13 protein-coding genes and 1 tRNA gene are annotated in these 13,625 nt (G+C 66.4%); 4 read left to right on the top strand and 10 right to left on the bottom strand.

What is annotated here, in order from left to right; translation table 11 throughout:
* Positions 1–161: 161 nt before the first annotated feature.
* Positions 162–830: a Type 1 glutamine amidotransferase-like domain-containing protein gene (locus tag ACQPYH_RS13100; RefSeq protein ID WP_432890582.1), complete on the top strand. Its 669-nt coding sequence runs from the start codon at positions 162–164 to the stop codon at positions 828–830.
* A 103-nt stretch (positions 831–933) separates the two neighbouring features.
* Here ACQPYH_RS13100 and ACQPYH_RS13095 read toward each other — a convergent pair whose 3' ends face one another.
* Positions 934–2,373 (bottom strand): DUF1254 domain-containing protein, encoded by a 1,440-nt coding sequence (locus tag ACQPYH_RS13095; protein ID WP_432890579.1) that lies wholly within the window; start codon positions 2,371–2,373, stop codon positions 934–936.
* Between the two features lie 159 nt (positions 2,374–2,532).
* Entirely contained in the window at positions 2,533–2,661 is a 129-nt protein-coding gene (locus ACQPYH_RS13090; protein WP_432890576.1) for a hypothetical protein, read from the bottom strand.
* On the opposite strand from ACQPYH_RS13090, the gene ACQPYH_RS13085 reads away from it, so the two are divergent.
* Positions 2,660–3,217: a dihydrofolate reductase family protein gene (locus tag ACQPYH_RS13085; RefSeq protein ID WP_432890574.1), complete on the top strand. Its 558-nt coding sequence runs from the start codon at positions 2,660–2,662 to the stop codon at positions 3,215–3,217. The genes ACQPYH_RS13090 and ACQPYH_RS13085 overlap by 2 nt on opposite strands.
* 122 nt (positions 3,218–3,339) lie before the next feature.
* Here the strand turns inward: ACQPYH_RS13085 and ACQPYH_RS13080 are convergent, their stop codons facing one another.
* Both ACQPYH_RS13080 and ACQPYH_RS13075 read right to left on the bottom strand, forming a co-directional pair.
* Positions 3,340–4,338, bottom strand: coding sequence for a molybdopterin-dependent oxidoreductase (locus ACQPYH_RS13080; RefSeq protein WP_432890571.1), 999 nt, complete (start codon positions 4,336–4,338; stop codon positions 3,340–3,342).
* 145 nt (positions 4,339–4,483) lie between these two features.
* Complete coding sequence (locus ACQPYH_RS13075; protein WP_432890569.1) at positions 4,484–5,860, bottom strand: DUF1214 domain-containing protein; 1,377 nt, start codon at positions 5,858–5,860, stop codon at positions 4,484–4,486.
* 394 nt (positions 5,861–6,254) lie between these two features.
* Here ACQPYH_RS13075 and ACQPYH_RS13070 point away from each other — a divergent pair, with 394 nt between their 5' ends.
* Positions 6,255–7,016, top strand: a complete 762-nt coding sequence (locus ACQPYH_RS13070) for a hypothetical protein (protein ID WP_432890567.1) — start codon at positions 6,255–6,257, stop codon at positions 7,014–7,016.
* A 401-nt stretch (positions 7,017–7,417) separates the two neighbouring features.
* On the opposite strand, the gene ACQPYH_RS13065 is transcribed toward ACQPYH_RS13070, so the two are convergent.
* From ACQPYH_RS13065 to ACQPYH_RS13055, 3 genes are all read right to left on the bottom strand, one after another.
* Complete coding sequence (locus ACQPYH_RS13065; protein ID WP_432890565.1) at positions 7,418–9,271, bottom strand: winged helix-turn-helix domain-containing protein; 1,854 nt, start codon at positions 9,269–9,271, stop codon at positions 7,418–7,420.
* A 19-nt stretch (positions 9,272–9,290) separates the two neighbouring features.
* Positions 9,291–9,611 (bottom strand): YdhR family protein, encoded by a 321-nt coding sequence (locus ACQPYH_RS13060; protein ID WP_432890562.1) that lies wholly within the window; start codon positions 9,609–9,611, stop codon positions 9,291–9,293.
* A 752-nt stretch (positions 9,612–10,363) separates the two neighbouring features.
* Positions 10,364–11,305, bottom strand: a complete 942-nt coding sequence (locus ACQPYH_RS13055) for an aminoglycoside phosphotransferase family protein (RefSeq protein ID WP_432890559.1) — start codon at positions 11,303–11,305, stop codon at positions 10,364–10,366.
* An 87-nt stretch (positions 11,306–11,392) separates the two neighbouring features.
* On the opposite strand from ACQPYH_RS13055, the gene ACQPYH_RS13050 reads away from it, so the two are divergent.
* A complete protein-coding gene (locus tag ACQPYH_RS13050) occupies positions 11,393–11,683 on the top strand; it encodes a tyrosine-type recombinase/integrase (RefSeq protein ID WP_432890557.1) in 291 nt (96 codons plus the stop codon).
* Between the two features lie 71 nt (positions 11,684–11,754).
* On the opposite strand, the gene ACQPYH_RS13045 is transcribed toward ACQPYH_RS13050, so the two are convergent.
* From ACQPYH_RS13045 to rsfS, 3 genes are all read right to left on the bottom strand, one after another.
* A tRNA-Ala gene (locus tag ACQPYH_RS13045) sits at positions 11,755–11,827 on the bottom strand.
* Between the two features lie 677 nt (positions 11,828–12,504).
* Positions 12,505–13,149, bottom strand: a complete 645-nt coding sequence (locus ACQPYH_RS13040) for a histidine phosphatase family protein (RefSeq protein ID WP_432890554.1) — start codon at positions 13,147–13,149, stop codon at positions 12,505–12,507.
* Positions 13,146–13,625: a ribosome silencing factor gene (gene rsfS / locus ACQPYH_RS13035; protein ID WP_432890551.1), complete on the bottom strand. Its 480-nt coding sequence runs from the start codon at positions 13,623–13,625 to the stop codon at positions 13,146–13,148. The genes ACQPYH_RS13040 and rsfS overlap by 4 nt, the downstream gene beginning before the upstream one ends.

Below are 13,625 nucleotides of genomic sequence, written 5' to 3'. Positions count from 1 at the left end.
TCGTCCCCCATCGATGTAGCAGATCAGTGCTCCACAGTTGGTGTAGAACGGGTGAACGGTTGCTAGTCAACGACGCCACAGAACAGACAAAGGAGTCAAGCGATGACGCGTCCGCGGTGCCCGCGCCACACAAATCTGTCGCCCTCAACTCGGGAGGCGTTGTGAAGCTCCTTCTCACATCCGGCGGCATCACCAACGACAGCATCCGCGATGCGCTGGTCAATCTGCTGGGCAAGCCGATCTCCGAGTCCCATGCACTCTGCATCCCCACAGCCCAGTGGGGCCACCCGATGCTCGGGCCTGCCACGGTACGACGCTCTATCGCCGCCGAGCCTCCGTTCGACAAGCTGACCAGCCTGGGCTGGGCATCCTTGGGCGTCCTCGAACTCACCGCACTGCCCAGCATCGGCAAGGAGCGGTGGATGCCGTGGGTCCAAGAGGCCGACGTACTCCTGGCCGACGGCGGCGACACGACGTACCTGTACCACTGGATGCAGCAGTCAGGCCTGTCGGACCTCATCTCCTCGCTACCCGAGACCGTCTGGGTAGGACTCAGCGCCGGCAGCATGGTCATGACACCGCGAATCGGCAACGACTTCGTCAGCTGGCCTTCAGCGCCGAACGACCGCACGCTCGGGCTCGTCGACTTCTCGATCTACCCACACCTGGACCACGAACAGATGCCCAACAACACCATGGCCGACGCAGAACGATGGGCCGCCGACATCGCAGCTCCGGCCTACGCCATCGACGACGAAACCGCCATCAAAGTAACCAACGGCACCGTCGAAATCATCTCCGAAGGCCACTGGAAAGCCTTCCCCGCCTAGCCAGCAACTCATTCGCGGCCGCGTTCTACAGCTATGTGTCAAGCACGCAGGCAGTCTCCCCACCATCGCATCGCCCCGATAGCTGCCGACCTGCGCCGGATCGTCAGTCGACCCTGACGAGGTCGTCGGGTCTCCAGGTCTGGTCGTAGAAGGCGACCTCGGTGCCGTAGAGGCGTAGCGCGACGATGAAGTTTCGACCGGCAACGGTTTTGATGAATGCCGCGACCGCGGCGTTGTCGGGCTGCTCGGGCCCGAACCAGATGTCGATGGAGCCGTCGTTGTTCTGTGGGAGGTCGTAGTAGCCGTTCGTCGACGGCAGCAACTGGTCGGTTTCGGGCATTGTGCCGTCGGTGACGTTGTAGGCGGTGGTGGCCCAGAACAGGCCGGCCGGCACGTTGGGCGGAAGGTGCAGCTTGTAGGTGTGGCTGCCGTCGAGATGGTCGCCGGCGCCGTCGCAGTAGGTAAAGGGGTACTTCGACCCGGCGCCGGTGGAGTGGACGTTCATGGCCGGCGCCGAGGAGTAGGCGTACTGGAAGAACCGGGCCCGGGTGTTGATGTCGAGATAACTCTCCTGCATCCATTCCGCCGTACCGCCGGCCCAAGCGACCTGCCACTGCCGGTCGTCGTAGTAGTAGTTGCGCTTGTCCTCGCGGCCCAGCTGGGCGAGCGCAAGGATCATCCGTGGCGCGTCGTGCAGCGCGCGATCGAGCTGGCTGCGCTGCCAATCCGACAGCTCGAACGGCTGGCCCTTGATGATGCCGATCGAGGCAAGTACGCCGCGCAGCTCTGGCTCGATGGCGGCGATCGGTTCGTAGTCGACGAACTCCTTGAGCTTGGTCCAGTACTCGAAGTCCGTCGGGTACATCATGTTCAGGCGCTGACCGCTGGCGTTGGGGAACTGCATGGCCGGGACGTCTTTTTCCTCGGTCCACAGCGGGAAGATGCGGGTGCGCTCGGCAACCGCCGTACCGGTGGCAGGGTCGGGCTGTCCGTCGCCGCGACCCATCACGGCCCGGAAGAACAGGAAGACGTTGTACGTCGAGGACGAGACCGTGTAGTAGCCGCCGGGCACGTGACCGTCGTAGTGGGGCGGCAGCAGTAGGTAGAGTCCACCGCGTGCCCGGTCGGGGCCGATCGCACCGACATCGGTGAGTGTGCGCTGGAAGAAGTCGGTGAACATTCCGATGACGTTCGGCGGCGCGTCCACCACCAGAGGACCGGTCTCCTTCAGGTCCAGGTAACTCATCGCGTAGATGACATCCGCGTTCGGCGTCGGGACCCAGGTGCGGCTGTCCATCCGGTCTTTCCAGATCGGCAGCACGTGGTAGCCCCGGCCGAACTTCGCCTCGGAACCGTCGCGCATGCCGATCACGTTCAGCGCAGGCAGCATCGTCATGTAGGCGTGCACAGCGCGCTGGAAGAACAGTTCGGCACGCAGCGACTCTGCGTCTTCGCGTGCCAGCCAGTTCCCGCCGTTGATCTGCCGTACCAACGGCGAAGAGGTCTCGGTACTCGCGGAGTCGACACGTTCGGGCTGGGGCATCTCTGGCCTCTTCTCCCAGCTAGGGACCGAAGGTGTCCACGCTCGCGTTGGACGGCCACCAAGTCCTCACCCTCCACGGGTGAACTCGACTTCGTCGCACATCATCGGCATGTCCGTGCGTTGCTCCAGCGCGTGGACAGACTTCTAGCCTGTCGTACATCAGTTGGCGGACATGTTCCTCGCGGTCCACGGGGTTGCTGCGGCCTGCGCTTGGCCTGCGCTGAGGCGGTGCGGCGGTGCGGCGGACGACGGATGCGCCGCCGTCGTGGCGTTAGACTCGCCGGGCATGGGACTTCTCACCTTTAGCCTCAACGTCACCCTGGACGGTTGTGTCGACCACCAGGAGGGGATCGCCGACGACGAGACGCACGCCTTCTTCACCCGTCTGTTGGACGAGGGCGGGGCAATGCTGTGGGGTCGCGTCACCTACGAGATGATGGAGGGCTACTGGCCGGCCGTCGCTCGCGGCGACGAGGAGGTGTCCCCGGCCCTGCGGGAGTGGGCGGTCAAGCTGGAGGCCAAACCGAAGTACGTCGTGTCGTCGACGCGCAAGGACTTCCAGTGGGCCAACAGCCACCACATCGCCGGCGATCTGCGCGAGGGCGTGCAGAAGCTCAAGGACGCGACCCCGGCCGGGGTCCTGCTCGGAAGCGGCAAGCTTGCGACCGAGCTCGACCGGCTGGACCTGATCGACGAGTACAAGCTGCTCGTCCAACCCATGATCGCGGGCCACGGCCCGACGCTGTACCAGGGCGGTCTGCCCGGCACGCGCCGACTCGAGCTGATCTCGGCGGAGCCGCTCCACGACGGTGTGGTAGCCATGCACTACCGCCGCGCGCGCTGAATCACAGGAGTCCGTCGCCATCATCAGCGCAGCGCCCTCATCGCGGTCGCCGCGCAGCGCCGAACGACTCCTCGAAGCAAGGAACCCACAGAGACTTAGCCTGCCGGGTCACGCGCCCATCATCACTGCAATGGCAGCGGCGCCTGGAGCCACCACGGCCGGCTGTCGTGATCGATACGAGTAACCCATTTGACCCAGTGGTAGCCGCGCCGGCCGGGGACCACCAGGCGCGCTGGCGCCCCGTGTCCGACGCTGAGGTTGTTACCGCCGACGCTGGTGGCGAGGAGCAGGTGGTCAGTCAACGGAAGCCGACGGTGGTAACCCGTCGCGCTCACCACCTCCACCGATCCGGTCGCACTGTCAGGCAGCAGCCTGCTCACTCGCACACCGGACCACTCCTGCTGCGTCCACCACCCGCCCGTGCAGTCCAAGACGGCACTCAGCCGGTCGTCCCACTGACCGAGGCCTTCTAGGGACCAGTCACGCGATGCCCCGCCCGTCGTCACGGTCAGCCGCCAGGTCGTGGCGTCGATCTCGGGCAGCTGGTCGAAGAGCCATGACGTGGTCGGGATCGCGGCGACCGAGGGCGAGGCGAGTTTGAAGGAGCCGGTAGATCGACGAATGCCGGACGGCATGGCCAGCGCGCTGGATGCCTGGGCGGTCGCCTCGAGCACGCCAGCTGCCGAGGCGACGACCCCGAGGCGCAAGAACGTGCGCCGCGAGAGGTCCGTACGGCGTGCCCGGATCCGTCGATGGTGGGCATGCCACAGCGTGAGGACTGCGGCAACGACACCAGCGGCGACGTGCAGTTGCAATGTCGTGACGGGTGACTCGGCCAGGAGAACACCAGCCCGGTGTGCCACACCGGTCACCAGAGCCACGACGGTCGTTGCGGTCAAGAGCAGGGAGACGACTGCGCTGGGCCGCCGTGCGCGCCGCAGCGCCCGACGTACCACGATCGACTTCCAGGGAACGAGCACGACGACGGCCAGGCCCAAGACCCCGTGCAGGAAGGCGATCGGCCACACGAACCCGCCGCCGAAGATGAACATGCACAATCCCGACACCGCGGCAAGCGGGACCACACCCAGAAGGACGAGGTTGGTCAGCCGACCATTCATCCATCCACGGTAGTACGAACCGCAGCCGCCGTTTTAGTGGCCGTTCGGTAGGACTTGCCTGGTCACTCAGTGCTCGACACAGCCTGGGATCGCGGCAAGACGCTCCGCCAGGCCCGGGTGACGAATCCAGTACTCGGCTGCCTGGTTAGGCGGTCTGGAGGACTGGCGGTGGGGTCCAGGTGCCGTCGAGGACGGGCGCGTCGGGCCAGTAGGCGCGCAGGTAGAGGGAGAAGTCGCCGACTGGCGCGGGGAGCCAGTTCGAGTGCGTTGCGGGGCCGGTCTGCGGTTCGGCCGAGGCGATCAGCGTGAGCGATCCGTCGGCCTCGTAGTGCAGATCCTTGTTCTTGGTGCCGAGCGAGAAGCGGTCGAGGTCGTTGGCGTGGAAGAAGTGGTGTTCGTTGTACAACGTCAGCGACCAGAAGCCTTGCAGCGGAGGAAGCTGACCAGCTGGGAAGGTGATGGAGTAGCGATGTCCGCCGTTGAGGCGGCGTCCGTCGGCGTCGAGGTCCTGGTAGAAGTAGGCCGTCTCCCGAGGCGTGTTGACGAAGATGTTTGCCTTGGCCATCGCGGTGCGAGAGAGGTAGTCACCCCCGAAGCCGGCACCATTTCGCTGGGTGGTCCAGTGGTGGGCGCTCGGCAGTCCGATGTTGCGGAACTGGAACAGCTCGCCGACCAAGGTCGTATTGGAATCGACGGCGGACTCGCGCAGGACGTCGGCGACGTGGTCGTCAGCTGCAGCCGCAGTGAGCAGCGAGGTGATCCAGGCGTACATCGCTTCCTCGCCAGGGCGCGCCGGCACTTCGGCGAGTACGTCGGGCAGGACGTCGAAGAACCGGGTCGGATCGACCCACTGTGTCTCCTGCTGGCCACTGGTACTCGAGCCGCCTCCGACCGTCGGGATACTGGTCCAGTCATAGGTGCGGGGACTGCCGGTGAATTCGGTCAGCGGGTACATCCCGATCTGATTGACCAGTGGCAGTACGGCGGAACGATCCTCGGGGGTGTCGTCGAGGAATACCCGCGGGATGACCACGCCGACACGAGTGTCGAAGTGGAACACCCGCCTGATCTCGTCGGGTACCTTGCCGTCCCAGGTGCTCGGAGCGAGAAGGTAGAGCCCCGGTTCGGTGCCGTACATCGCCCCGAGCTCGACAAAGGAGTCGGTGCGCTGGTCGACCACCTGGTAGACCCAGAAGCGATCGCCGAAGTCAGGTACCTGGATGACGGCGGGTCCGAGCTGGGCGTCGAGAACCCCGAAGCCGTAGGCGACATCCTGGTTCGGGCAGGCGACGATCCGCTCCTCCGGGCGGATGTAGTCGTGCAGCATGCCGATACTGCCGGGAGGGCCGGCCGGGACGACCCCACCCAGCAGGGCCGGTTCGGTCAGCCCAGCCATCAGAGAGAGACGGTTGTGCATGTTGACCAACGGCCAACCCCACAGGTAGGCGATCCGCCCCAACGACCGGACATAGTCGTCGGTGACCTTCGTGCCATCCAACGGCGCTGCGATTACACCAGTCATGCCACGCCACCTTCACAGTCAGGAGGAGACACGTCCCGCCACCCTCGCCGCGAATATCGTTCACCGCTTCACCTAGAGCGGATGAAACGCAGCCTCGCTCGGGCGGCCGTCCTGCAACCGCGATCTGCCGGAATGACGCAGCTCTCCGGCTGCCCGAGGACCCCGGGACGCCGAGATCATCACCGCCGCGCGTTGACACCTACGTGTCAACGCGTCCGACAGGCAGACCTCCGCATCGTCCCGACAGCTGCCGCCCCCAGGTCCGGTTCGATGTGGGTCAAGCTCCGCTGTCTTCGACCCGCCATCCTGTTGGCACGTGCGCGCTCGCGGCCAGATCAGAGCGTTGGTCTACGCCGCGGGCACATGTGAGCCCGAATTCCGCCAGGATGGCGGCATGGATGTGCGGAGTTCCGAGCCCGAGAGTTGGCTGGGGCGATACAGAGCTGGCGATCGCGCGATTGTCTGGCACGAGATTCGCCAACTGGGTGCGCGGCTCGACGGAGCGCAACGCGAAGGCGCCCAGCTTGTCTGCGATGAGATGGCGCGGCGGGCTCGCAGAAACGTGGAGGTTCTCGTTGAGCAGCTGAACGCTGAGGGCTACCGCTTCCACTCAAACGACGACCGACAGGAGCCAGAAGTCCCGTTCTTTCCGGCGAGCGGGGACGCTGAGGGGCAGGCGCGGTGGCTAGTCGAGCACTTCGGTTCGGTGCCGATGACTCTGCTCTCCTGGTTGAGGATCGTGGGTGACGTGTGGTTGGTGGGCACGCACCCCGAATGGCCAGAGGCAACAGCGGCCGATCCGCTGGTCATCGACCTTGAGGGCTTGCGCTACCCGACCGATCCCCTTCGCGAATACTTCGCAAGCGACTACGCCTTCTGGCTCGAGGCACAAGCAGAATCGGACGACGACCGCGACTTGTTCTGTCTGCCAATGTCGCCTGACAGACTTACGAAGGACAACACCAGCGGAGGCCCGCCGTACGGCGTGGTGGTCCCGGACGGTTGCGTCGACGGCCTGTGGGCGGGCGAGACAACGATGCCGTTCGTCGCCTATCTGAACAAGGTCTTCGCAAATGGCGGATTCCCTGGACAGGTCGATTCATACGAGGCGTGGCAGCACAGGAGCCGTCTTGCTGCGCAACTTCTTCCGCTGTAGGGCCGCGACATGCGGTGTACGGAAATGCACTCTTCTCGGCTGATCCGTGCGTTGGCCGGCGCGCCAGGTGGTCGCCCAGGCCTCTAACGTGTCGCACATCCAGTTGGCGAGGGTCTCGTTCGCCTTCACATCCTTACAAGGCAAGCCCTGGTATGTCGGAGCGAGGTTGTTGTCACTCAGTTAGTCACTCACCTGTCGACACCCGCGAGCGACCGATAGCTCAAAACTGGCTCTACTGAGGGCACTTCCGGGATTTGCGTGGGTGTTGGTAATGATCCGTGCTCTCGAACGGCGCCGCGGTTCGGGCCGTGTTCCAACGTGGGCGGATGAGCTCGGACGCTGAGCAGTCGGCTGCCACCTGCGCGGGGATCATTTCGGCCTTGACCGGTGGGGTCGCAGCCTCACCTGAGTCGGTAGCCGACGCCGCGGACCGTCTCGATGCGGTCGCCGACTGGGCCAAGTTTCCTCCGGAGGCTGCGGATCACGACGTCGACCGTGTTGCTGCCACCGTCGTAGCCCGTGCGCCATACGTCGCGGAGCAGGTCGGCGCGCGAGACCGGCGCGGCTGGGTGGGCGGCGAGTGTGTTCAGGACTCCGAATTCGAGCGGGGACAACTGGATGCGAGCGCCACCGAGATCGACGCTGCGGTCGCGCTCATCGAGGAATGGTTGATCGCTCTCGCCGAGCTCGGCCGCGGCGATGCGGTTGAGCCACCCGTCGACGGAGTCGGGACCGAAGTCGAGCGTCGCGAGGTGGAAAGGTTCGCCGCCGACCTCGATGGGTTCGTCGAAGGGAACGAAGCCGAGCGTGCGCAGCGCGTCGACGAAGGGCTGGGGGTCGCGGACGCTGAGGTAGAGCCGACCCAGATGTGGTCGGAGGCGGAAGTAGTCACGCTTCACGTCGAGCAACGCCGCGGCCTGCACACCGCTCGGGCCTTCGCCGGTGCCGGCCGCGAGCCAGCGCCGGTGGGTGAGCGTCCGCTGGCCGGGAGGCAGCGGGTGACTTGCGGTGTGCCGCGACCAAGCAGCCACGACCGGGTCGGCTCGCTCGAGAGACGGCGGGATGTCTCGCCACTCGGCGACGATCGAGCACCCGACGACGGCACCCGTCCGGTCTCGCACCGACCGAACCGCGTCTGGACGCAGGCGCAACCACGCGTCCAGCACAGTGGCGCCCTCCGGTGTCTCGAATTCGTGCCACAACCCTCGCAGAGCTTCGGCGTCCTCCTTCCGCGACCTCTCGACGCTGAAGGCATGGGCCGTCGCGGGGAACATCGCCTCGCGCACGAACGGGTTGTCGATGAGGAAGAGGAGGTCGGCGGTGAATCGGCGGAGTTCGCTCACACCCGCCCGCTGCGTCTCGTTCTGGAGATGGTGCCACGCGGCCGAGCGCAGTTCGTGGAACCGCTCAGGTTCAAGCGCGCGTAGCCGGGCGGAGACTGCGGCTTGTACTGCGTCGTGGAGCCGCAAACCTTCCGAGGTTTCGTCCACGAAGCTGAGCGCCCCGAGTCTTTCGAGTGCATCGTCCGCGCCGCGGCACTTCATCGCCTCAAGGACACCTCTCGTCACCCGGCGAGGCACGGATGCAGCGTCAAGGAGTCGGCGACCGTCGTTATCGAGGCCGGCGCGAAACGCCGTCGCCAGCGCGGCGACCACGCGCGGCCCGACTTCGTCGATCGGCACGCGGGCGACGTCTGCCTCCGCGGCCAGCCGGAGCGACAACGGGTGGCCGCGCGCCAATCGGCAAATCATGTCAGCGTGGTCTTTCCCCACACTCGCGTCGGCGAGAAAGGCCTTTGCAGCCTCATCGGTCAACCCGACGAGTGGGAGGATCTCGAGCCCGCCCACGCGACCCCTCTCGGTCGACCATTCGAGCATCGGGGGGTCGCGCCCGGCGATGACGAAGCGCACATCCGCCGACAACGACGGAACCAGTTCGTGCCGCAACCAGGGATCCGCGATGCGGAACATCTCATAGGTGTCGACGAGTACGACGCCAGCGCTTCCTGGCTGCCAGCCCGTCGAGGCGAGTGCAGCGCGAAAGTCCGACTCCGTCGGATCGATCGCCGCGCAGTCGACTCGCCAAGCCCGAGTCCCGAACCCTCGCACGCCGTTCGCGAAAGCGTTGAGCAGTGCCGACTTGCCGATACCCGCGACGCCGTACACGAACGCCACCCGCGGCCCGTTCGCGTCGAGCACGCGCTGAAGGGACGCGAGCTCGCGCCCCCGTCCCCGCAGCATGACAGCGTCGCTCATAGTGACAAGAGTGCCAGCCTCAGACGCCCGCGGGTTGCGCCAACCCACGGGTAACACGGGTAGGCCCGTCCAGGACGCCGAAGCGACGGACCGAGATGTTCACGAGACCGGGTGTCGAGCCGACCCCGGCGAACAGGTCCGACTGAAGGTAGTCGTCGACGGCCTTCTCGGACTCGAACGTGTACACGCCGCCGAAGACCCCCTCGGCCCGGTCGGCGAGCCAGACCTTCGAACTGAGTCCCGGGACGGCGGCGAAGGCGGGAGCGAGCTCGTCGCACGAGCGCACGAATTCCTCCTCGGAGAGTCCGTCGAGGTTGAAGTTCACGATGAGGATTTGCACAGCGACCTCCTTGGTCCGGGCCGGCGGCCCACAACACGACGATGACGTGCCGCCGCGCTGCGCAGATGAGGACTTGATGAGAATTGGGCTTCCGTGGTCAAGGCCTCGTGCGCGCGGACAGCCGCGTCGGCAGTACGCGAGATCGAGCGCCCTCCACGAAGCCTCCGGATTCAATCGGTAGCAACATGTCCGCCGTCGCGTGATGGTCGGCAGCCGGTGCTGCGAACCCCGGCGACGAAGATCGACGAACGTCCAGCGTGCATTCCGCCGCGTGGTCGCCCTGACACCTGGGCTGAGTGCTGCCGACTGGACGCCTCGCGAGCTGCGACACAGCTTCGTTCGTTGCTCTGTGCGCACGGCGTGTGTATTGAACAGATCTCGCAGTTGGCCGGGCACAAGAGCACCCAGGTCACCGAGACCGTGTACTGACACGAGTTGCGGCCGGTGCTGACCGAAGGGGCCGAAGCGATGGACGAGATCCTGCCCCGAAACAGTTCGTCACTCAGGTCACGAAAGAGGCCGCTTTCCCGAGCGGGAAACCGGCCTCTGACTTGCGGTGGAGCTTAGGGGATTCGAACCCCTGACCTCTTCCATGCCATTCACACCCAGCCCCTGGGCAGTGGCCGGTGCCCGCCTAGCCGCCGTCCGTCATCGTCCGTGGCTGTCCGGTGCCGTGTCGCCTCGTTGTCACTCAGTTAGCCACTCACAGGCCCAAGTGGAGAGCAGCGTCGATTGCGGCACGCGCGACCACTTTATGACCACTGACTGAGAGCGGTGCGAAGGAAACCGTCGCGCCTTTCGGTGACGGCAGCGGCGCCCAGGAGGCTACCGTCGTCGGCGAATCCCGCCCAACCGTCCATCACTGTCGGCGTGTTCAGCGCGGCCACGGCATCCCAGTAGGGCACGCCGACTGCCTCCCGGCCCGCCTGCCGCTCCCAGCCCTCCAACACATGGGACGGCGCGTCCTGGCCGTACTGAAGGGTCATCTGCATCCGCAGGCTGCCGAGATCGACGCCCGGATTACCAGCCCCGGCTGTATTCCAGTCGATCAGCGCAACGCAACGGTCACCATCCCACAGCATGTTGCCGCCCCAGGCGTCACCATGCACGAACACCGACGCGACTGCCGGCATCCCGTGCGACCTGACCCGCTCGTCGGCCTGCTGCAGCAAAGGTGTGGTCGGCATCAGGCCCCGCCAGCGTTCATCGGCGCGGTCGTCGACGGCGCACGGCCGGGGCCGGTATGGCAGGTGGGCCTGCGGAACCAGCCTCAAGGCGTGGACCCTGGCAAGGGCCGCTCCCGCTTCGCGGAGCCGGGCGACCGAAACCGTCGGCGAGAGACCGGCGCTGCCGGGCAGGAAGGTCTCCAGGGTGGCGACGGTTCCGCTCGCCTTCCCGTCGAGATCCGCAGCGATCAGCCGCGGCGCGGCCAGGCCATGAGTCTCGGCCAGCTGAAGCGCGCGTGCGTTCGTGATCACCCACGCGGCGGCGATCCATCCCCGGACAGGGACCTTCAAGATCACGTCCCTGGTCCGGGCCGCCGGTCCTTCGATTCCCAGGCGGAACGTGCCCGAAGGGCGGTGCTCGCCGCGGGTCAGGCCCTCGGACGAAACGACGCTCGTCCCGCCAACCGCCTCGGCCGCCCAGCGCAGAACCTGGTCATTCGGCATCTTGCCTGTGCGTGCTCTTGCCATTTCATTACGTTATGACGCAGCAGTGGCTTTCCCAACACACAGTCAGACGACCGTGCGCCGGCACGCCGGTCACCCTGGCCCAACCTGGTGTTCTGCACGTCGATCGGCACGGAGCTGGACGCCGCCAACGTCCGGCGCGCATTCCGCCGCGTGGTCGCCCTGACACCTGGGCTGCATGCTGCGGACTGGACGCCTCGCGAGCTGCGACACAGCTTCGTGTCGTTGCTCAGTGCCCAGGGCGTGAGCATTGAACAGATCTCGCAGTTGGTCGGACACAAGAGCACCCAGGTAACCGAGACCGTGTACCGGCACGAGTTGCGGCCGGTACTAACTGAGGGAGCCGAAGCGATGGACGAGATCCTGCCCCGAAACCGGTAGTCACTCAGTTAGTCGCACAGGTCGTGAAAGAGGCCGGTCTCCCGAGTGGGAAACCGGCCTCTGAGCTGCGGTGGAGCTTAGGGGATTCGAACCCCTGACCTCTTCCATGCCATGGAAGCGCGCTACCAACTGCGCCAAAGCCCCGCAGTGTCTTGCGGACTCCGGAAGTTTAGCGGATGGGGGGCGGCAAAGAAAAATCGGTTGGCTCGTGGGGCTGGTGAGGTGCGCGACAGCCGAGTTGCCCTGCTTTCAGGGCTGGTGGCACGCTCGCTCAAGGCCGTCTGTACGCCGAGCACTCCGCCTGGTGTCACGCTGTGCACTAGCGGAGGCGGCACGACAAAACTGCGTGTCTGCAGGCGGTTTCGCCTGCGCTGTCGCACCAGTCTTTTCCGACGCCACCCCAGATAAGCGCTCCACGACGGTGCAGCCGCTCGCCGGACGAGCCAACGCCGGCGGAGCCGGCCAACAGAACAGCCGCCGCGAAGCGGTGACCTCTCCGCACGGCATCCCTGACCAGCACCCCGCGACAGAGCAGCCACCCGCGGAACGAGCCCAGAGCCGGCGAAGCCGGCCAACAGAACAGCTGCCGCGAAGCGGTGACCTTTCCGGGCGGCACCCCCGACCAGCACCCCGCGAAGGACCAGCCACCCGACGCACGAGCCCTACGCCGGCGGAGCCGGCGAACAGAACAGCCGCCGCGAAGCGGTGACCTTTCCGGACGGGACCCCCGATCAGCAAGCCGCGAAGGTCCAGCTGCCCGCCGAACAAGCCCAACGCCGGCGGAGCCGGCCAGAAGAGCAGTCGCCGCGGAGCGGTGTCCTTTACTTCTGGGGGTCGTCGCTCATGACCGGTTCGGGGAGGGAGCCGGCGTTCCATTCCTCGATTCGGTAGCCTCGGCGGCCGTTGAGGAGGGAGACCCAGTTGCAGTTGGCGAGGCCTCCGAAGGCGGGCCAGTTGGTTTGGGGGATGCCGAGGAACAGGCAGATGCCTACGCGGGCTGCCAGGCCGTGGGTGGCTATGGCGATGGTGTCTTCGGAGGTGCCTTCCTCCGAGATGCGTTGGAGGGCGCCGCTGAAGCGGGCGGCGACTTCTTCGATGGTTTCGCCGTTGGTGCCTCGGCGCTGGGGTTCGCCGCTGAGCATGCGGGCGGCGGCTTCGGGGTTGATGGCGGCGAGCTCGGACGAGGTGAGGCCGGCCCAGTCGTCGACGTCGATCTCGCGGAGCGCTTCGTCGTACTCGATCTTGAGGCCGGTGAGCGCGGCCAGTTCACCGGCGGTGGCGACGGCTCGTTGGAGGTCGCTGGCGAAGAGTCTGGTCGGCGCCAGGGCGGCCAGGCGGGCGGCGGCGGAGCGGGCCTGGGAGAGGCCGACCGAGTCCAGTGGGATGTCGGCCTGGCCTTGGATCTTGTCCTGGAGGTTCCACTCCGTCCGGCCATGCCGCCAGACGATCAGCCGGCCCGCGGTCATTCGGCCGAAGCCGAGCCAGGCACAGCCGAGCCAGGCACAGCCGAACCAGGCACGGCCGAGCCCGGGATCGCCGAGTCAGGCACAACCGAGCCAGAGCCGCCTAAGGCTCCGGGGACGGGCGACGGCAAGGCGATGACCGGGCAGTCGCGCCAGAGCCGCTCGAGGGAGTAGAACGCTCGCTCCTCGTCGTGCTGGACGTGGATGACGATCTCGAGGTAGTCGAGCAGTACCCAGCGGCCCTCGCGGGCGCCCTCGCGGCGTACCGGCTTGGCGTCGAAGTCGACCCGCAGCTTCTCCTCGACCGCGTCCACGATCGCGCGGACCTGGCGGTCGTTGGAGGCGGAGGCGACCAGGAACGCGTCGGTGATCGCGAGCTGCTCGGACACGTCGAAGGCGAGCACGTTCTCGGCCTTCTTGTCGTGGGCTGCTTCCGCAGCCGCGGTCAGCAGCTCGATAGCGCGTTCACTGGCAGACAT

This window comes from Kribbella sp. CA-245084, assembly GCF_050942355.1.
In the GTDB taxonomy this organism is placed as follows: domain Bacteria; phylum Actinomycetota; class Actinomycetes; order Propionibacteriales; family Kribbellaceae; genus Kribbella.
This window is presented reverse-complemented; position numbering and strand designations above follow the sequence as displayed.